We start from the raw sequence: 19,324 nt of genomic DNA on the forward strand, positions 1-19,324 counted from the left end.
GAAAACTTTTATAACAGCTGCTTAGATGTAAGGAGTTGTTACAGGTGGGCAAGGACCGCCTAAAGCTTCTAAAGCTTGTTTTCCAACTTCACGAGCAGCGTATACAGCCTGACGAACAGCACCAGCATCGCCTGAGATGAAGATCATAGACTCATTCGAGTATTTTGTTCCACCATTATCAGGAGAAGCATAACCACAAAGTTCTACATTAGCAGCTTTTAAAGCAGCATCTGACATTAATACACCGATACCAGCAGGAGCGCCAACGATGATTCCGAAAGCTTTTCCGATAGGAGCGCCTAATACCATGTTGCAGGCGAAGCTTGCACGAGCGGTATACTGGAACTCTAAGTGTCCAGCAGCGTTAGCGTAAACATCTCCGAAAGTTCTGTCAAGGTCGTTTAATGCAACTTCAACAGCACGTTTAGCATCAGATACATCTTCAGCACCAAAGATAATTAAAGAACCGTGACCAGCGCCACCTTCTGTATCTCGAGCAAATTCACAAGAAACCACTTCACAGTTAGTAGCTTTTACAGCTTCATCTGCAGCGAATACCTGAGGGCCAGCACCAGTACGAGCTGAAAGAATACCGATAGATCGATATTTAGGATCGATTTTCATGGCTTCATGTAAAGTTTTGTCGACGTTTGCAATAACAAAACCGATTGTGTTACCAACAGCCGTTCCAACATATTCAGTTAAACCACAAACGCCTGTAGCAGCTGCTACTGTGCCTGTTTCTTCAACTTCACCCATTTTCTTCATCACTTCTTCCATCAATTTGTTCATTAAATCATCTTTCATTAATTTACACCTCCGTAATTAAATTATTATAGACTTGGTAAAATTTTCTCCACATCTGTGTGTGGTCTTGGGATCACATGTACTGAAACAACTTGTCCAACTTTGTCTGCAGCAGCAGCTCCTGCATCAACAGCAGCTTTTACAGCTCCGACATCACCACGAACCATTACGGTTACAAGTCCTGAACCGATTTTTTCATAGCCCATTAATGATACGTTTGCAGATTTAACCATTGCATCAGCGGCTTCAATAGAACCAACTAATCCTTTAGTTTCAATCATACCTAAAGCTTCGTTTGTCATAAGCTTTATCCTCCTTATTCAAGATTTGTTACTGAACTACCTATATTCTAATTCAAAGGCCATGGTAATTACTTGTGCTGTTCTTATAAAATTATAGTACTTTTCTCGAACATTTTATGAAAACCTTTTTCATAAGCACCTATTTTTTTTTACCTGCAACAATAGCTGTAAAATTTCAACTAATATATGCACTTTGTTCACCATCCGAATGGTATCTCCCTGTAAACTTCTCTTTTCTGACCTATTTATGTAATAAACAGAAAATTTGACCTTTTACTTTTTCTCAAATTTTTGCCAAAAAAAATCAAAAGGCAGTCATCAGAATTCAGGTTGTCTGTGATTCTGATGGCTGCCTTACTGGCTCCAAATCATTGCTTAACTACTGATTTTAAATTTATTTTTAGAATCCTTATCCACCATCTCGTTATTATCCACCGCTCTTTTTTCTTTGCGGTACTCGGTTGGTGTCATCCCAGTGCTTTTTTTGAAAACCTTACTGAAATAGTTCGGTTCATGATATGATAAATCAAGCGCTATGTTGATAATTGGTACATCTGTATTTGCCAGCATATCTTTGGCAATTTCAATTTTTCGTTCGGTGAGATAGGTCACAAAATTAACGCCCGTTTCTTTTTTGAAGATTTTACTCAGGTAGTAGGAACTCATATTGGCGTATTCTCCTACCTGATCTAAAGAAATATCTTTATAACAATTGCGATCAATATAATTTAATATATCTTCAATATTATTCTTTCGGGTTTCCTTATTATCCAGCATCCGATCAAAAACTTTATCTATAGTTTTCATTATTTCGACTTTAAGATCATATCGATTTTTATACATATTGACAAATTGCATATGATTCTGCGAGCAAAGAGGACTATTTAATGAATAACCGCACATATCTTTGGTTACAATATTCAGTTCTTCCATAAAATGACGAACTTCATTTTGAATTGATATAATATCATAGGTATGGTAGTCATAAACCAGATCCAGATAAGCAATCAGTGAGTTTCTTGCATCACTGTATTTTTTCTGAATCACAGCAAAAATGACCTCATTCATTTTTTCATCGAAACGCTCTTTGGCGTTGTTTTTCAACGATGATACGCTCTGATTGATGGAATCCATCAACTGCTGGGGGCGAATCGGCTTCAGCAGGAAGTCATCCACTCTGGCTTTTATCGCTTGATGCGCAAAATCAAATTCATTAAATGCTGTAATCAGGATAACTTTCTTATCGTGATCCTCTTTTTTGATCGCTTTCAGTACATCAATACCATTGATTTCAGGAATATTTATATCCAACAAGATAATATCCGGGTTCAGTCGCCTTATTTCTTCCAAAGCAACCATCCCCGAAGACGCTTCTCCTACTACTTCAATATTCTCGCCATACTGGCTTAAAATCAGTTTAATTGCTTCGATTTCAAGATGTTCATCCTCTACAATAAATAATCTGTACATTTACAATCCCCTCCCTGTCGTCGATTTTCGGGGGATATTGATGGTTATTTCTGTTCCTTCTTCGGGAACACTTTTTATGTCGACCCCATAATCAACGCCATAATAATACATCAGCCGCTTATTGGCATTATTAATCCCTATTCCGGTATTTTTTTCATGACCATTGGATTCATAACTGCCATCAAGAATTTTATCGATACGGTCTTTGGGAATCCCCACGCCATCATCCAGAATCTTTAATTCAACAATTTCCCGCAAGGCTTTGGCCGTAATCCTAACCTTCCCGCCTTTTGCATTGGGTTCAATAGCGTGAATGATCGCATTTTCGACAAAAGGCTGAATCGTCATAAACGGACAAAAGACATCTTCAGCTTCCTGGTCGATATTAACCGAGTAATCCAGTCGATTGCCCAGTCTCATTTTCTGAATCGCCAGATAATTCTGAACATGCTCCATTTCCTCTTTCAGCGTCACAACATTGTTTTTTTCTTTTTTCAGGGTATAACGCATCATGTCAGAAAAGGCATAGATCATTTCCTGAGTTTTATCAGCCCCCTCCAAAAGTGCAAGACGTCCGATAGTATTTAAAACATTAAATAGAAAATGGGGGTTTATCTGAGCCTGGAGAGCTTTTAAGTCTGCTTCCTTTAATGAAGCTTCGACTTCACTTCTTAGTTTGACTTCCTCCATTAGTTCCAGGTTCTTATTATGCAGTTCCTCCTGAATAATGTGGATCATCTGCTTTTCCACCAAATAATTGGCAATGGTATATAAAAGATCTGCTGATGACCGCACCTGGTCCAGAGTCGTTTCCGTGACCCGGTTATAAAGTTCCATAATTTCCGAATCACCTGAAAAATCGGTTAGCTCATGACTGGTTCCCAGGGGCAGAGCTTTCATTTCATCTTCTCCAATTTTTATCTGTCCAGCCAAAATAGCACCAAGATAATTACCTTTTACCATGATCGGAACTGCTAAATCCACTAACCCACCATGACATATATAGATAGAGGGTTTCCCTGATCTGGCCGATTCAATTCCACCATGCGCGTCCGACTGATAGCAGCAATCTCTGTTGTGACTGTTTTTCCTGACACACTTGCAGAACTCGGAAAAATTACTGTATTCTGTGATCGGATTCCCCTTATAATCAACGGTAACTGCTGCCAGCCCGGTTGCCGCCGAAAACGAATCCTGAATCCTTTGTAAAACGTCCACATCGATGATGTCAGTAATCTTTAATAAGACTCTCATATAACAACCCCTTCAGATAATATTTCCGTACTTCATATCTAAATCCGGTAACATTATATCACAGACAGAATCATTTTGGCAGTTTTTTTACTCTTTTTGGTCATTCTAAACCAAAATAGTACTGTCATGAAAGTTTTTTGACGATTTTAGAGGTTTTTACCTAAAAATAAGTACTTTTTTGTCTTTTCAATCCGACTATCAAAAATCAATTATCTCGAATCAGTTGACTTAGTTGATAATTTATAATTTTATGAATTATAAAAATAATACTTGCATTGCTTTCTATATTCCTTTATAATTAACAAGTCGTATTAATTCGGGGGTGTGGCGCAGCTGGGAGCGCGTCTGACTGGCAGTCAGAAGGCCAGGGGTTCAAGTCCCCTCATCTCCACCATATTATAATCATACAGGACAGCCTATTAGAGGCTGTCTTTTTTATTGCCTAAAGGTTGGAAGAGGAAAAAAACCCCGACCCTGGCGACTATTTGGCGACTATTTTTATAAAAATTAATTACCCGATAACAAAAGTTACCGGGCTTTACGGGATGATGTGACCAAAATATTATCCAGTGCATCACTGGCCTTGGCATCGGCTGAATTGATTACATGGGCGTATATGTTACCTGTCGTTGATAAATTGGAATGTCCCAGGCGGGTAGATACTGTTTTTAAGTCCACGCCGTTTGCTATTAATATAGAAGCGTTGGTGTGCCTTAGCGAATGCGGGTGAACCGGCTTCAGGTTATGTTTATCAGTGAATTTCTTTAAATAACTGCCGATTGTGTCCAGACTCATAGGCTCACCGTTCCACCTGGTAAAGATATAATCATGATCCTGCCAGCGATCACCTACCTTAATCCGTTCTTCAAGCTGCCAGACTTTATAAGTTTTGAACAATTCAAAAATAAATTCCGGCAATTTAACGCTTCTTCGAGATTTAAAGGTTTTGGGATCACCTTCAAAAGTGCCCTCTCCAGGAATATATTTTAGAGACCTCTTCACCGTAATAATATTGCCTTCAAAATCTATGTCAGACCATTTAAGCCCGGCTATTTCCCCTCTTCTTAATCCACTGAATATCAAGAGATTTAAGGCCAACTTATATTTTATTGGCTCCTCTTCCACCAGCTCCAACATTTCCAGAGCCTCATTATCATCCATATAGGCGGGTTCTTTGCGTTCTGATCGTGGTGGCTCTACACGTTTTTCTATTGGATTAAAGGCAATCACGCCCCATTTAACCGCCGTATTCATAATGTTATTGAGTAATTTGTGGTAATGCAGCACTGTATCATTTGAAACTTCCTTACCCGGATTGGTTGAAATGAAAAGTGTGTCAAAATTATCCCCTATGGCCACCGCTATTTTTTCAGCAATCTCTCGGTTAGTATTCCCGCCCTTTTTAAGCCGTCTGAGTGCATCATCATTAATCCCAGCCTTATCAGATATATCCTTTTGCTTCATTTTGGCCACAATCTTTAAATATTCCGGGGTAACTTTGAATTTTTCCCCGCCTCTCATTCCGGTACCTGATTTTACTTTTGCGTAGAAGTCTTGAACGTGTTTGGGGGTGATCTGGCCAATCTTAATATGCCCCAACTCTTCAATGATCTTAACGGATTCATTTTGATAGCCTCTGACCGTAACCGGGGATAGGTTTTTATTGCCAATGTAGTTTTTAAACCACAGTTCAATAAAATCAATCAGCTTAATGTTACTGTCCATAACATAACCCAGACTACATTTTTCCTCAAACTCACGGGCGACTTTTTCAACTTCTTTTTTTAATTTTGCGGGGCTTAATCCTTCTGGCGGGTTAAAAGTCATGTAATGCCTTATTTTCTTGCCTGATACATCATAACCGCCGGAAACTGTTATTTTATATGAGTCACCTCTTTTTTGTATGTTTGCCATGATTATTCCTCCGATTTTATCGCATTTTTTTAATTGTTTTGAAAAATTCGTCTAAGAATTCTTCGATAAACCCAGCCCCTTTATCAGCATTAGCATTTTCATTGTCTGCCATATTTATCAAATTAAAAATCATCTTTTCAAACAACGGTTTCGATTCATCATAAAAATCATCAAATTTTATATTTTGAAGCACCATATTTCTTCTTACTACATCCCAATCATTAGTATATTCTTTGTAACGAATTTTAGCTTTTTCCTTCCTACCGTTATATTTTTTGCGCATATGATTTAAAACTTCTTTTAAGTCATCTATAATCACCGTATCAATAATTTGTTGTGTCTCAATTCTACCAACATGTCTATCTGTTAGTGATACATTTAAACACCCTTCATTGGCAACTAAACTATTTAAATACTGATCAATTACCAACAATGGACCTTCTAAAAAATCAGGTAATTCTGTTTCTTCATATATCGATTTATTTTCTCCATCATTTGAGCTTTTTTTCTGATATAGATCATTTATAAGGTCTTCTTTTTCTTTACTACTCAATGTAGAAAATTCTGAATAATCTTTAAAAGTTGCAAGAAGTTTTCCATCCTGTTCATATTCAATAAGTTCATTTAGTGCCGGTATTAATACCCCTGGTAAATATTTTTTGTAACTCTTCAGCCTTCTAATCGCTTTATCACTTAAACCGGTGATCTCACTAATCTTTTTTTCATCGATATCAGAAGTTCTTTGTTCTGCAATTCCTAAAAGATAATCAGCTGACACTTCAAAATATCCACAAATTTTATAAAGTGTATTAATATCTGGTGTCCTTTGACCAGTAGTATACAAACTAACAGCTTGCCTTGTAATTCCAATTCCATCAGCAGCATCTTTTTGAGTTAAATTATTTAATTTTATTAACTCATTAAACTTCTTTTTAAATGTAATATCTACAATTGTTTGATCTTTCATTAGTATCACTCCACGCTCTTATTTATTTGTTGCTTTTTCTTTTTTCAATTCATAATTATGTTGACTTTAATTATATTGTTGATATAATTATACCATAGCACACACTTGTTAACAACAACAATAGTACAGCAACAAGAAATATTTGAAAATTTGGAGGCCAAAATATGAAAAATCTTGATGTTAGAGAAACACTTAAAAAAGCTGGTATAAGACAATGGGAAGTTTGTGAAATTTTAGGGATTCACGAAGCAGCGTTTTCACGAAAGATGCGACACGAATTACCCGAGGATGAAAAGCAAAAGATTTATGAAGCCATTGAAGTATTGAAAAATCAAAAGGAGGCCGTTTAAATGACTTTACCACGAATGAGAACCACCAAAGAGGCGATTATAGAACTAAAGAAAATTGACAGCCACACTGCACTAACTGAATGTGCTATCAGACGGTTTGTAACGGAAGGAAAAATTAAAAGTGTAAAAGCTGGCCGGAAAAATTTAATCAATATGGATCAATTAATTGAATACCTTAATAACCCGGAACCGCTGGAAGTCCAGGAAGAGGTAACCAAAGAGAACGGAAGCGTTATTTCTATTGATAGAATTGAAGAGTATAAAAAGAATATCGGTTTAAAGTAACTATTTTGAGCAATGCCAGGAAAATAATAAGCAGCCGGCAGTATAGCCATGAGCGTTTCCCCGCCAACGATAATGAACAGCTGTTATCTTTTCCGGATGCCAGGTTAACGGCACCAATAAGATAATATTCCAATGGATCAATCAGAAAACCGGACTAATGGGAAGTATTCAGAAGTTTAATGATAAAAATTCGACTTTTGACCTCTTCCCATTTATTCATTGCTGCCAGATAACAGTAAACACCAAAAAAGCGCATTAAAAAACTCTCCCCACATCATGGCAGCGATCCGGGAGAGCTTTACAAGGGTTGCTTTTCAGCACCAACAATTTAAAAAGAAATGACCGCCTATTTGCTTGGATGCCACGACGATCATTTCTAAAACTGCTGTTCTTGGTTTAAATTATACAATAACCTTGACCAGATAACAAGTAAAAAAGTGGCTGAAAATCCGGCTTTTAGACTCGATAAGGAAATTAATTTACCGACAGTATCAATCATAAAAGAGGTGTAGACAGATGCCATACATAAAAGAAATCTGCAAGGCTGGCAAGACAATAGAAATAACAAAAAGGTTCTCGGCCAGATTTAATAAAAAAGGCATCACCAGAGGGCAAAATAAGAAGCCAACGCCTGAACTGATGCAAGCTATCAATGAGAAAAACGCCGAAACTAAATTAAGACGGCTAATTAATACCAATTATCGTGATGGCGATCTTCATATTACCATTACTTATGCAAATAATAAAATAATATTGCCTGAAGAGGCAAAAAAAGAAGTGGAGAAATTTTTAAGACGGCTGCGGGTAGAATATCGAAAGCATGAAGAAGAACTTAAATATATTCTGGTTACTGAGTACAAAAATAAGCGTATTCATCACCATATTATTGTCAATTCTATCGAAAATGAAACAGAAAAGATATTTAAACGGTTATGGAAAAAAGGCCGGATAAGATTCACCTATTTAGATAACACTGGCCAATATAGCGCACTGGCTCATTATCTGATAAAAGAAACCCGCAAGACCTTTAGAGAAAAAGACAGCCCATCAAAAAAGCGTTGGAATGCAAGCAAGAATTTAAAAAAGCCGGTCATAAAAAAAGAAATAATCAAGGCCAGAGAATGGCGCAAGATCCCGGAACCAATTAAAGGTTATAGCATCGAAGCTGATAGCATTCAAGAAGGATTTCACGATTTTACCGGCTGGCCATTCCAGGTATATAGAATGATAAAGACAGGCAAAACAGAAAATCAGGCAGAAAGAGCCAGGGAGGAAAAACAATGGATAATTTAATGATTTTTGAAGGAAAGCAAGTAGAGGTATTTGAGTTTAAAGGGAAGGTTTTATTCAATCCTTATCACGTTGCTGAATGCCTTGATATTAAAAATGATAAAGTCCGTATAATGGTGTAAAAAGAAAATGAGCCAAGAGCTCAAACCTCGGTTAAAATAAAAGTACCACCCAATACCTAATCGAGGAGATGAACAAATGGCTCAATTAAATATTACACTGGACACAGAACTTTTGCACGGACTTTTTACAAAAGATTCCCGGGATGAGGCTTTTTCAAAGCTTCTGGAAACAATTCTTAACCAGGTGCTTGTAGCGCAATCGGCTGAGCAACTTGGTGCTGAACGCTATGAGCGATGCGAGGATCGGACAGCTTACCGTAACGGTTTTAGGGATCGTGAATTAACAACGCGAATCGGTGGTATCACCCTGCGGATCCCTCGTCATCGTAACGGCGAATTCAGCACGACGATGTTTCAGCGCTACCAGCGGAGCGAGCAGGCTCTGATGCTGGCAATGATCGAAATGGTCATTAATGGGGTTTCAACCCGCAAAATCGAAAACATTACAGAAGAACTTTGTGGCCAGAGCTTTTCAAAATCAACAGTTTCAAAGCTGTGTGAAAATCTGGATCCGGTAGTAAACGGTTTTCGTAACCGAACGCTTGAAAAGCATTATCCATTTATAATTGTGGATGCTTTATATCTCAAAGTTCGCGAAGACAGCAGAGTCCGGTCAAAAGGTCTATTGGTAGCAACCGCAGTCAACGAAAATGGCAATCGTGAAGTAATTGGTTTTCAGCTGAATGATACCGAAACAGAATCAAGCTGGGGAGATTTTTTTCAAAATCTCAAAGAGCGTGGTCTGACAGCCGTTGATCTGATAGTATCCGATAATCACAAAGGACTTGTAAATGCGATTAAAAAACATTTTCAGGGATCCACCTGGCAGAGATGCCAGACACATTTCTCAAGAAATGTACTGGATAAAACGCCCAAAAATCAGCAGTCCGAATTGAAATCCTATCTGAAACGCATCTACAATGCAGTAAATATTGAAGATGCCCGCAACCTGCTGAAAGACACACTGAGACATTTTGAATCCAAAGCACCAAAAGCGATTGAAATACTCGAAGAAGGTTTTGATGATGTGATGGCTGTAATGAGTCTTCCTGAGAAATACCGGAAAAGACTGCGCACAACCAACAGTATCGAACGACTCAACGAGGAAATCAGGCGTCGTGATCGCGTGATCCGCATTTATCCCAACGAAAAATCGGTTATCCGTTTACTGGGTGCGCTGCTTATGGAACAGGATGAAAAATGGTCTTCCGGCAGAAAATATCTGGATATGCAGGATTACTATGAATTTTTAAAAGAACAGACGGCTGCTGTTTCATCAGCAGCCTAGTTAAACCCACCGAGGTTTTTACACACTATTTTGGACTTGACTTTAAAAATGTCAGAGATAATATAGCCAGAATGAATGAAAAACAAGTGGTTAAACTGACAAATTCTAATGTCGGGATTACCGACTTTAGAAAACTCCACAACACTGGTGAAAACTTCTTGACCGAATCAGGAGTTTATAAACTAATTTTTAAATCCCATAAGCCAGACGCGGAAAAGTTCCAGGACTGGGTGACAGATGAGGTATTGCCAGCAATCAGGAAACACGGGGCATATATGACAGAAGAAAAAATACAAGAGGCCTTATTAGATCCGGACACGATCATTACATTGGCCATGCAGTTAAAAGAGGAACGTAAAGAAAAGGCTAGAATGCAATCTAAGATTGACCAGGATAAACCCATGGTTAATTTAGCCATTGCAGTAACAGCCAGCAATAAATCTATTGAAATTGGTGATTTGGCTAAGATCCTGAAGCAAAATGGCATAGATACAGGTCAGAATAGACTTTTCGATTTGCTACGGAAGAAAGGTTATTTAACCAAGTCAAAAGCAAAAGAAAACAGTCTGCCTACACAACGCAGCCTTCAAATGGGGATACTTGAAATAGCATTTATCCCATATACTCGAAGAGATGGGATAAAGGATACCTATAAAAAACCCATGGTTACGGTAAAAGGGCAGCAATACTTTATTAATAAATTTCTGGGGGATAATTCATAAACCGGCAGCCAGGGAAACTATTCCAGACTACCAGTAAAAACCTGTTTAAATCGCTGCCTGTTATTTGATAAGCTAAAAGAATCGTCTGAAAAATTCAACTATCATATGAGGGGTGGTCTCCTCACGATCCAGAATAGCTTGTCACCGATCCACACTGGCGGGCAACACGCGCGAGGGGGCGAATTTTCCACGCTATCATATTTCGTCTTAAAACCGCATCCTTTAGGCGTTTTAGCACAGCAAAACAGTTGCCAAAAAGCATAAGGTTAGGTCAAGGTAAAAATATTATTTTCTGGAACATTAAGAACGAGATAAAAAGCAGAAGAGGACACCACCAGCCCCCACTATTCCAGTATTGTAGATTGAACCGGCTATTGCATAGGGTTCCCAATTTGCACGCACATCATAATTTTGACTTTTTTATTTTGATTTTTAGAAAAAAAGCAAGCGCCTTTAAAATCATGGTAGTACATGAAAAGACTTTTGAATCTCACTGAATAAACCGGCAAACACCAAGCCCCCCACCATTTTAATAAGAGTTCAGAAATTATGAGCATTGGGCTGGGTTTCCTCTTCCAACTATGCGATTCTGGGTAATTTTTTTTGACCTGACTATTTATTGCCAAATATTAAAGCCCCAGCAGATGCCAGGGCTCTATAAACAGTATTCGTTTAGTGTTTGCATATCAGAATAAACCATAACAGCCGTTATAATTCTGTTTTCATCACCTTTCATCTTCAGATAGGCATTGAATTAAGCTTCTTTGATTTCTGTAAATACAACACTTTCTTTATAAAGTGTTTCCGGTGCGATATCCACATCACCATTGCACCAGGTAACCGTGTCAAAATCGATTTGTACATCATTGAAAACAGCTGGATTTTTTAAAGGCTGAAATGCTGAAAGCTCCAACAAGTGGGTTGCATCATAAATTTTTCGCTCACCGGTGGAAAAGGTTAATAATAACTGATAGCCTTGAAGAGGCTTTACACCGGTTACCGTCACCATGTCGGCAGGTTTCCCGGCATACAAAATCCCATCTACTTCATACATTGCAATCATCCTTTCTTTTATTTCAGAGGCAATATTTTATCAAAATGCTCACTTTTTACCGCCTGATTCCATGCCCTATATACTTCCTCTTCCCTAAGTGCCAACCACCCAACAAGTATTTTAAACTGCTTTTTAGGGATACTACCGGCCAATAATTCACCATCAAGAGATACAACAGCTTTATAATCTCCATATTTAATATGAACATGGGGTTTGTAATGCTGGCCAACATCATTAAAGCGCAAATACACAAATATACCAGCAAAATTACATAATTCCGGCACCTTATCAGCTCCATTCATAATTATATTTTTATTATTGATGTAATCATAGCATATACCGATTTCATTTACTCATCCTTAACAGTTATGAAACTTCAATCATGCAATGTGGAGTTTTTCCATTAAGGCCTCTTGTAGAACCTGCGAAAAATTGACATTGCTTTCCAGTGCTGCATCATTAAGCCAGGAAGGAATAGTAAGAGTCTTTTTTACAGCTCTGGAATCAGTTTTTCTTTTATAGGCGTTCATATCAAATTCAATGACCACTAAAAATTGCCCCTCTTCCAGTTTAATATCTTGGGGCTTCGAAGCCGTGGGAATCTCCTCTTTATTATCCTCTATATAGGACAAAACAAGTCCCAAAGCATCAAAGGCCATTTCATAAGCATGATCCATGGTATCACCACAGGTATTACACCCGGGAATATCAGGGAAAAACACGGAAAAGCCTCCATCCTCTTCAGGAATAAAAACAGCCGGATAAAATAATTTTTTCATTTCTTTTCCCTCCACTACGGACTTACCAGCCTATTTCAGACCAGCATCTTTCAGTATTTGTTGTTCAATTCCCTTTTTAAGGTCTTTTGAGTGATAAGGTACAGTAGTTCTCTTGTCAGTCTCAGGATTAACAAAGAATTTATGTGAGCCATTTTGACGAACTTCAATGAATCCATTTTTCTTAAGCAGTTTTATCATTTCATTTGGTGTCATCGGCATCGTTCTATTTCTCCTCACCTTATCTCAACTATATTATAGCACGTATTAATACGTATATCAAGTTATTTGCTTTTTATAAGCTATGAAAATTAAAGGCGTATTTAATGCAACGCTCATAAATCGTTTTTAAGCAATTTTATTTTTACCCTAAATAAGATTACCTGTTAAACCGGCCATTTAACACCTGACCCGCTCTGGTCAATATTTTTATGAAAAAAGAAGAGGTTTCCCCTCTCCGATTGTAATTTGTTTGCTGGTTGCTTGCAACACTATTATAACCTGCTGCTTTAATCACTGAACCGCTGTCTCCTCTTGCGGATAATTCACTATACCACCGTGCGTAGAAAAACAAAGCCCGTAAATCGATTTTGAGCGGTTTTATTTTTAAGTCTGAACTTACTTGTTAAACCGGCCATTTAAACCCTGCCCCGCTCTGGTCAATAATTTGCATGAAAAAAGAAGAGGTTTCCCCTCTCCGATTGTAATTTGTTTGCTGGTTGCTTGCAGCACTATTATTAACCGCTGCTTAAATCACTAATCCGCTGGCATCTCTTCCAGGTATTCCACAAATTAGCGGGGCTTCTATTGTTTTTCCGGATTTCTTAAATCATCGGTAGTAAGGGATATTTTCACATCTTCGTCAACATCAAAATATAATTTGCACCCTAAAAAGTCACTTATGTTTATCAGATCATCAGCCGAGAAACTACCTCTTGTAAATTTGTTTCTCATCGATTGGGGAGTAATACCTAAATGTTCGGCCAAATCCTTATTCTTTACTCCTTTTAACTGCAATAATGATTTTATTTTATCAGATACAGACATTTAAAGCACCTCCTTCATACTGGCATTTTATCATCAAATGAAGTATAAAGCAATCAATTTTTATACATTAATACTCAATTAGATGTATTTTATCATTGACATAGTAACTTGTGTGATGTATAATATACTCAATTAGATGTACTTTGTTGAAAGGATAACCGAAAATGTATAACCGTTCAGAGATTGTAAGAACCGCCAATAAGCTGGCCACTACCGGATTAAGCAAAAGCCAGGCATTTAAAAGAGCCTGGGCACTGGCAAAAGGACAAACCCTTTACGTTAAAGGCGTGACCAAAGGCAACAGACAAACAGCACTTGACCACATCAAGAAATACCAGCCTGAAGAAGTTTCCTTTTCCCTGGTCAAAAATTCAGCCGATTACTTTGAAGATAACACTCTGGAAGTGATCGCCACCATTAACGAAAAATCTTACTGTGTTGGCTATTTGCCCTCTTCCACCTCTGAACTACTATCAAAGGTATTGGAATATGGAACAGCCTTAAAAAGCCAATTAAAGCAGATTGTTGGCGGTAATGGCTTATATTACGGGCTGCGGATTAACGCCCAAATGATCGCATAGGAAGAGGCCACACCTCTTCCGGAAAGGAAGGAAAATGCTAAATAAGGCACAAGTACAGGAGTTATTTGAAAAAGAAGCCGTTTTATTTGGTGAAACAGATGGCGTACTAATTGAAAGAGCTATTGAACTGTTTGGCGAAAAAGCCACAGACTACGCACAAAAACCACAAACAGGTTGGTATAACGGTTTTGGCGTTGGTAACTTTACCGCATATTATTTAACATTAACGGGATTTATGCGGGCTGCCAGCTGGGCTAATGTTGCTGAAATCAGAGATAACAAGAAATTAACGAAGAATGAGGAATAATGCATGGATTACATTTTTTTAGTTAGATTTAAACCAATAGAAGACGGCGGTTGCATTTTTCAAATTGAGGTTATTACACCTACACAGGAAGATGCGGTTTCAAAAGCTACACAAATAATTAAGAGGCGTGAATTATACAACACACATAATCTTGAAACTATTAAAGTAGTTGGTGTGGTCAACTATAAACAAGGCTATACCTTCAGATGTGAATGACGAAAGGATTAAAAAATGAAACGTAAACAGAAAACTATCTGGGCTTATCTTAATGGCCGTAAGCTGGTTGATGTCGTCCAGGCAGCACTTGACAATAATATGACTGTTGAAGAGGTTAAAGCTCTCCTGATCCGGGAGAATCCAACCGATATCATTACCTTTAAAACCATATAAAGAACAGATAACAAACTAAACCTATTGTAGCCATTAATGGTGTACTGATTAAACACAGCCTGATAATTTGTAACAAGGCCGTTTAATCCCTGTTGGTGAAGGTGCTGCACCATTATTAATTAAGTTCAGACATACCAGGACAAGCCAAAATATAAATAATTATAGAAAGAGGTACGGAAATGAAGCAAACATTATTAGCTAGGTACAACGAGTTAAACGGAATGAAGCGGGAGATTGAAACACATATGGCTATTTATTGGCCATTCACCAATAAAACAGCGATTAAATTAAAGCTGGTCACCAATGAAATGGCATGGATAGAAGAGGCATTAAAGGCCATGAAATGAACAAGAAGAGGCGATTAAAACTATTAAGCCGGGTTATTCAGGATAAAAAGGATTTAATGCAGTCCTTTATAAGCTATGAAGTAGCTGACTTAATCCTTCATGAAGTCTATGGAATTGCTGACTATTCTTTAAAAGCCGGTGACTTAACCGGCACAGAATATGACAACCTCATTAAAGATATTGAAAAGTATCACGCTGATTATATTAGCGAACTGGAAGAGGAGGAATAAACATGAGCCAGTTTAGAAAGATTTGTACACAAATAGGTAATGACAGTCTATTAGCACTATTTGAAAACACCGTAGCAAGAAAAGATTTTGAAGTTATGGCCGAATATATCGAAATTATTGATAAATTCGATGAATTATTAGCCCAAATTGAGCATAAAAACATAAGATACGGCATAGAAGAAATAAATTCTAACTGTGTAAATATTGCAATGTATCAGGGTTTTGTTTTAGGCTTTAATGAAGCGGTAAGCCTGTTAACTGGCGGTTTAAAAGACATTCAGGGCGGGGGTATCAAAAACTTAGACGGCCCCGTCACGGTCGCGATCCCTAAGAACACGTGAACGAAAATCCCGAAATTTGGGGTAAGGGGGGGTATAAAATAAAGTATTCCGGTTATTTATTATTCAGAGGAGGTAAAAAATGGCAAGAAGCATATTAATAAACGATGATATTCTTAATGAAACAGAATTAGCAATTTCAGATATGTCACAAAACATTAGTAAAGCAAACTGTGTGCTTCTAGATATGCTGGAAAATTATTTTGACTATCTATTAGATGAATCAAAAGGAATTGAGGCATTAAAAAAGGAACACGAAAAAGAAGGAATAAGAGCTAATATTGTTTATGATTACATTTTTGCTTGTGAAAAGCAGTTGAAGACTATTGAGAAATTTTCAAAAATTATACGTTCTACACGACGATAGCATAACCAAGAAACCGCCATTCAAAACGAAAGGCGGTTTTTATATTATGCTGCAAATTACAAGCCAAAGAGACTGTTTAAGCTATCCATTAATTCCCTTTCCTCTTCAAAGCTCAATTTAGGTTGCTTAACTGTTTGTGAAGTTTCTTTCAGAATCTGCTTATTTACCACCAGTGCTTTAACTTTCTGAGTATGCACCTCTTCTATATATTCCTCTTCGTATTTCTCCATCAAATCCCTGCCAGCGTTGGACTTTCTGATCCGGCGCAAGCCTTTTACATTTAATTGGCGGGTGCGCTCGCCTGAAATGCCGTATATCTCGCCTATTTCTTTTAAACTGTATTCATGGCCATTCAGACCATTATTTAAAATAAGCACGTTTTTAATCCGGTCATGTGGTTTAAATACCGTGTCCAGGACGGAAAATAAATCTTTGCGTAAATTTAACCGGTCTAATTCCTCTTCAGCAAGACTATAAGCATTAAAAGCCCGGACATCTTCAAGAACATCCTCCAGGCAGGTATTTTCTGCACCTGGTATCAAATCGCTGGAGCTGACAAGGTGGCAGAGTTCGCTTTGAGGGTCTTTTCTATCCTTCCATGGCGTGGAATATCTTAAGCCCCTTGAAATATGCCCTTTGATAGCCACACCGGCATAAGTGGAGAATTTCACACCATAATCAGGATCGAACCCTTTAACGGCTTCCATAAGGCCAATATTACCAAGCTGCATTAAATCGTCCATATCCAGGTAAGACACTTCACATAAAGTATGGTAATGCTTGGCCAGATGATAAACCATCCCCTGGTTCTTTTCGACAATCTCACCCATGGCATTTTATCACCTTCAGAAAAAGCCCTAACCAATTCCTCATTAGTCATGAATTTTCCTCCGTTTTTATTTGATTATATCATTAAAACGGCTTTAATAAAGCATTTAAAAACCCCGACCTTGGCGACTATTTGGCGACTGTTTATAATTTTTTGAAGATTTTTCATTGTTTTTTATGAAGCTTCATAAAAAGATAGCAATGTAGAATGGCTTATTATTGGGAAATATCAAAACTATGAAAGTTCATGCATTTTCATTGAATTTACTGGCAGTCAGAAGGCCAGGGGTTCAAGTCCCCTCATCTCCACCATATTATAATCATACAGGACAGCCTATTAGAGGCTGTCTTTTTTTATTGTCTACAGATCAAAAGAAGTTAGCCCCCTCTAAATAGGCGATTATTTTAATAAAAAATAATACCCGATAACAAAAGTTATCGGGCTCAAAGAAATGTTCCAGTTAATATTTTCCCATAAGCATCACAACCAATAACCTTGGGTTATCCGTATTTACCTATATGAGTTCCAAGATTTAAGCCACAACATCCACAATATTGCCATTAATCAGTCTGGCCAGGAATTCATAAACATCAGCTTCCGCGTCATCAATATCCAAATTTTTCTTTTGAGCCAATGCGTTTATCAACTCGTCAACCGACATTCCCTTTTCCAATTGAGCCCATAAATAAACAAATGCACCATTTAAAGCCGTCAAACCGGAAACAGATCCATTGTTATAATCGTTTTTAGAAAAAATCCAGTATTCTCCTGCAAACTCGTTCAAAAAATATTCCTCTTTTATTGATACAGATTTAATTTTCATTTTAATTTCTCTCCAATTTGTGGTGTAATTACTAACATTTATAATAATTCATAATATATAACATGTTTTTTACATTATATCACATATTTTTTTGATTAAATACTTAAACTTCTTAGACCTTTTAGATTAAACTACAACTATCCCAACTTTTACATACTAAGTACTGACAATTGACTTTTAAAAAATTTTGTTAGAAATGAGTAAATAGTCCAACTTAGGTTTATATAATTATAACTACAAAATGAAAGAGAGTATATTATGAAAGCTGTTTTATGGACAAAATACGGCTCACCTGACAGTCTAGAATTAAAAGAAATCACAGAACCCGTACCGAATAAAAACGAAGTCTGCATACGCGTATATGCAACGACTGTGGTTGCGGGAGACTGTGAAATGAGAAGCTTGTCATTATCCTTCTTGCTGAGTACGATGGTGCGGCTGATGAACGGCGTAACATCACCCAAACGATTCCAACTTCTGGGACAGGAGTTTTCCGGTGAAATAGATTCCATTGGCAGTGACGTTTCACAATTTAAAGTCGGAGATAAAGTTTTCGGAGCTACCGGTTTCGGACATGGTACCTACTCAGAATACATTTGTCTGCCAGAAGATTCTCCGGACGATGTGTTCATTAAAAACCCTGCTCAACTTTCATTTGATACCGCTGCTGCTTTGGCAGTGGGTTCACTTGAAGCATTGCATTTCCTGCGTCAAGCCAATATTAAAAGACATGACACCATATTAATAAACGGTGCAGGCGGAAGTATCGGCACAGCCGCCGTTCAATTAGCCAAAATATTCGGTGCCGAGGTTACCGCTGTTGACAAATTGGAAAAGCTACCAATGCTGCAATCCATAGGTGCCGACCATATAATTGATTATAAGCACAATGATTTTAGCGACAAACATTATGATATCATTTTCGATATTCCTGGAAAAACACCCTACAAACGCTTAATCCAGTCTTTGAAACCAGGCGGTTTAATCCTGCTTGCCAATCCCAATTTTGCTACAAAGCTTCGTTCTCTTATAGCGCAGATCCTAAGTAATAAAAAAACTTTTATGTCTACATCCAGGCGTAGCAGGAATGACCTGATCTATATCAGATCTCTGGTGGAAAGCCAAAAATTTTATCCGGTCATCGATCAGTATTTTACCCTTGAGCAAATGGCCGAAGCCCATCGGTATGTCGATTCAGGACAGAAACAGGGCAATGTCGTGATCACTGTCTGCTAGTAAATCAGTCGTAGCACCACTGTACTTCTGACTTCCAAACAATCTGCAATTCAGTTGTCTAGAAATTACTTGACGACCATTATTTTGCATTTTACTATATAAACAATATTGAATTATAACATATAATTAGACTAATCATCCTTTGAGATCAGTAACGGCGAACTGTCAGAAAACAGCTCGAACCTTAGTTGAATACCAAACAGATTTTATTTAATCGTTATACCATTT

General features: G+C 37.6%; 28 protein-coding genes and 1 tRNA gene. 16 read left to right on the forward strand and 13 right to left on the reverse strand.

Annotation, left to right across the window (positions count from 1 at the left end; genetic code table 11):
* Nucleotides 1-21: 21 nt before the first annotated feature.
* The 4 genes from pduB to Q5O24_11870 form a co-directional block, all read right to left on the reverse strand.
* Entirely contained in the window at nt 22-807 is a 786-nt protein-coding gene (pduB, locus tag Q5O24_11855) for a propanediol utilization microcompartment protein PduB (GenBank protein WKY47050.1), read from the reverse strand.
* Nucleotides 808-833: 26 nt separating this feature from the next.
* Nucleotides 834-1,109: a propanediol utilization microcompartment protein PduA gene (gene pduA / locus Q5O24_11860; GenBank protein ID WKY47051.1), complete on the reverse strand. Its 276-nt coding sequence runs from the start codon at nt 1,107-1,109 to the stop codon at nt 834-836.
* A 375-nt stretch (nt 1,110-1,484) separates the two neighbouring features.
* The gene (locus Q5O24_11865) at nt 1,485-2,579 is read right to left on the reverse strand and encodes a response regulator (GenBank protein ID WKY47052.1); all 1,095 of its coding nucleotides are present in this window, start codon (nt 2,577-2,579) and stop codon (nt 1,485-1,487) included.
* On the reverse strand, nt 2,580-3,833 hold the full coding sequence (locus Q5O24_11870) for a PocR ligand-binding domain-containing protein (GenBank protein WKY47053.1): 1,254 nt from the start codon (nt 3,831-3,833) through the stop codon (nt 2,580-2,582). It abuts the gene before it with no gap.
* A gap of 318 nt (nt 3,834-4,151) precedes the next feature.
* On the opposite strand from Q5O24_11870, the gene Q5O24_11875 reads away from it, so the two are divergent.
* Nucleotides 4,152-4,227 (forward strand) — tRNA-Ala (locus Q5O24_11875).
* Nucleotides 4,228-4,361: 134 nt separating this feature from the next.
* On the opposite strand, the gene Q5O24_11880 is transcribed toward Q5O24_11875, so the two are convergent.
* Nucleotides 4,362-5,747, reverse strand: a complete 1,386-nt coding sequence (locus tag Q5O24_11880; GenBank protein ID WKY47054.1) for a tyrosine-type recombinase/integrase — start codon at nt 5,745-5,747, stop codon at nt 4,362-4,364.
* A gap of 16 nt (nt 5,748-5,763) precedes the next feature.
* Nucleotides 5,764-6,714: a helix-turn-helix transcriptional regulator gene (locus tag Q5O24_11885; GenBank protein ID WKY47055.1), complete on the reverse strand. Its 951-nt coding sequence runs from the start codon at nt 6,712-6,714 to the stop codon at nt 5,764-5,766.
* 164 nt (nt 6,715-6,878) lie between these two features.
* On the opposite strand from Q5O24_11885, the gene Q5O24_11890 reads away from it, so the two are divergent.
* The 6 genes from Q5O24_11890 to Q5O24_11915 all read left to right on the forward strand — a co-directional run bounded on the left by Q5O24_11890 (nt 6,879) and on the right by Q5O24_11915 (nt 10,771).
* Complete coding sequence (locus tag Q5O24_11890; protein ID WKY47056.1) at nt 6,879-7,064, forward strand: hypothetical protein; 186 nt, start codon at nt 6,879-6,881, stop codon at nt 7,062-7,064.
* Nucleotides 7,065-7,349, forward strand: a complete 285-nt coding sequence (locus Q5O24_11895; protein ID WKY47057.1) for a hypothetical protein — start codon at nt 7,065-7,067, stop codon at nt 7,347-7,349.
* A 516-nt stretch (nt 7,350-7,865) separates the two neighbouring features.
* Nucleotides 7,866-8,642: a hypothetical protein gene (locus Q5O24_11900; protein ID WKY47058.1), complete on the forward strand. Its 777-nt coding sequence runs from the start codon at nt 7,866-7,868 to the stop codon at nt 8,640-8,642.
* On the forward strand, nt 8,630-8,761 hold the full coding sequence (locus Q5O24_11905; protein WKY47059.1) for a hypothetical protein: 132 nt from the start codon (nt 8,630-8,632) through the stop codon (nt 8,759-8,761). Before Q5O24_11900 ends, Q5O24_11905 begins: the two co-directional genes overlap by 13 nt.
* A 76-nt stretch (nt 8,762-8,837) precedes the next feature.
* Nucleotides 8,838-10,049 (forward strand): IS256 family transposase, encoded by a 1,212-nt coding sequence (locus tag Q5O24_11910; GenBank protein WKY47060.1) that lies wholly within the window; start codon nt 8,838-8,840, stop codon nt 10,047-10,049.
* Nucleotides 10,037-10,771: a phage antirepressor KilAC domain-containing protein gene (locus tag Q5O24_11915; GenBank protein WKY49251.1), complete on the forward strand. Its 735-nt coding sequence runs from the start codon at nt 10,037-10,039 to the stop codon at nt 10,769-10,771. Before Q5O24_11910 ends, Q5O24_11915 begins: the two co-directional genes overlap by 13 nt.
* A 754-nt stretch (nt 10,772-11,525) precedes the next feature.
* Here Q5O24_11915 and Q5O24_11920 read toward each other — a convergent pair.
* The 5 genes from Q5O24_11920 to Q5O24_11940 all read right to left on the reverse strand — a co-directional run bounded on the left by Q5O24_11920 (nt 11,526) and on the right by Q5O24_11940 (nt 13,648).
* Nucleotides 11,526-11,834 (reverse strand): DUF2442 domain-containing protein, encoded by a 309-nt coding sequence (locus tag Q5O24_11920; protein WKY47061.1) that lies wholly within the window; start codon nt 11,832-11,834, stop codon nt 11,526-11,528.
* A gap of 8 nt (nt 11,835-11,842) precedes the next feature.
* Nucleotides 11,843-12,127, reverse strand: a complete 285-nt coding sequence (locus Q5O24_11925; protein ID WKY47062.1) for a DUF4160 domain-containing protein — start codon at nt 12,125-12,127, stop codon at nt 11,843-11,845.
* A gap of 78 nt (nt 12,128-12,205) precedes the next feature.
* Entirely contained in the window at nt 12,206-12,604 is a 399-nt protein-coding gene (locus Q5O24_11930; GenBank protein WKY47063.1) for a type II toxin-antitoxin system HicB family antitoxin, read from the reverse strand.
* Nucleotides 12,605-12,634: 30 nt separating this feature from the next.
* A complete protein-coding gene (locus tag Q5O24_11935; GenBank protein WKY47064.1) occupies nt 12,635-12,823 on the reverse strand; it encodes a type II toxin-antitoxin system HicA family toxin in 189 nt (62 codons plus the stop codon).
* Between the two features lie 582 nt (nt 12,824-13,405).
* Nucleotides 13,406-13,648, reverse strand: coding sequence for a helix-turn-helix domain-containing protein (locus Q5O24_11940; GenBank protein ID WKY47065.1), 243 nt, complete (start codon nt 13,646-13,648; stop codon nt 13,406-13,408).
* 164 nt (nt 13,649-13,812) lie between these two features.
* Here Q5O24_11940 and Q5O24_11945 point away from each other — a divergent pair, with 164 nt between their 5' ends.
* The 8 genes from Q5O24_11945 (at nt 13,813) to Q5O24_11980 (ending at nt 16,208) form a co-directional block, all read left to right on the forward strand.
* Entirely contained in the window at nt 13,813-14,229 is a 417-nt protein-coding gene (locus Q5O24_11945; GenBank protein ID WKY47066.1) for a hypothetical protein, read from the forward strand.
* 34 nt (nt 14,230-14,263) lie between these two features.
* Nucleotides 14,264-14,536: a hypothetical protein gene (locus tag Q5O24_11950; GenBank protein WKY47067.1), complete on the forward strand. Its 273-nt coding sequence runs from the start codon at nt 14,264-14,266 to the stop codon at nt 14,534-14,536.
* A gap of 3 nt (nt 14,537-14,539) precedes the next feature.
* Nucleotides 14,540-14,752, forward strand: coding sequence for a hypothetical protein (locus Q5O24_11955; protein ID WKY47068.1), 213 nt, complete (start codon nt 14,540-14,542; stop codon nt 14,750-14,752).
* Nucleotides 14,753-14,767: 15 nt separating this feature from the next.
* On the forward strand, nt 14,768-14,926 hold the full coding sequence (locus tag Q5O24_11960; protein ID WKY47069.1) for a hypothetical protein: 159 nt from the start codon (nt 14,768-14,770) through the stop codon (nt 14,924-14,926).
* A gap of 179 nt (nt 14,927-15,105) precedes the next feature.
* A complete protein-coding gene (locus tag Q5O24_11965) occupies nt 15,106-15,273 on the forward strand; it encodes a hypothetical protein (GenBank protein WKY47070.1) in 168 nt (55 codons plus the stop codon).
* On the forward strand, nt 15,270-15,503 hold the full coding sequence (locus Q5O24_11970) for a hypothetical protein (GenBank protein ID WKY47071.1): 234 nt from the start codon (nt 15,270-15,272) through the stop codon (nt 15,501-15,503). Before Q5O24_11965 ends, Q5O24_11970 begins: the two co-directional genes overlap by 4 nt.
* A 2-nt stretch (nt 15,504-15,505) precedes the next feature.
* Nucleotides 15,506-15,844 (forward strand): hypothetical protein, encoded by a 339-nt coding sequence (locus tag Q5O24_11975; GenBank protein ID WKY47072.1) that lies wholly within the window; start codon nt 15,506-15,508, stop codon nt 15,842-15,844.
* A 79-nt stretch (nt 15,845-15,923) separates the two neighbouring features.
* Nucleotides 15,924-16,208: a hypothetical protein gene (locus Q5O24_11980; protein ID WKY47073.1), complete on the forward strand. Its 285-nt coding sequence runs from the start codon at nt 15,924-15,926 to the stop codon at nt 16,206-16,208.
* 56 nt (nt 16,209-16,264) lie between these two features.
* On the opposite strand, the gene Q5O24_11985 is transcribed toward Q5O24_11980, so the two are convergent.
* Nucleotides 16,265-17,038, reverse strand: a complete 774-nt coding sequence (locus tag Q5O24_11985) for a sigma-70 family RNA polymerase sigma factor (GenBank protein WKY47074.1) — start codon at nt 17,036-17,038, stop codon at nt 16,265-16,267.
* A gap of 531 nt (nt 17,039-17,569) precedes the next feature.
* On the reverse strand, nt 17,570-17,860 hold the full coding sequence (locus Q5O24_11990; GenBank protein ID WKY47075.1) for a PqqD family protein: 291 nt from the start codon (nt 17,858-17,860) through the stop codon (nt 17,570-17,572).
* Between the two features lie 258 nt (nt 17,861-18,118).
* Here Q5O24_11990 and Q5O24_11995 point away from each other — a divergent pair, with 258 nt between their 5' ends.
* Nucleotides 18,119-19,096 (forward strand): NAD(P)-dependent alcohol dehydrogenase, encoded by a 978-nt coding sequence (locus tag Q5O24_11995; protein ID WKY47076.1) that lies wholly within the window; start codon nt 18,119-18,121, stop codon nt 19,094-19,096.
* Nucleotides 19,097-19,324 lie beyond the last annotated feature (228 nt).

The sequence above is a fragment of the Eubacteriaceae bacterium ES3 genome, from assembly GCA_030586155.1.
Classification (GTDB): domain Bacteria; phylum Bacillota; class Clostridia; order Eubacteriales; family Eubacteriaceae; genus Acetobacterium.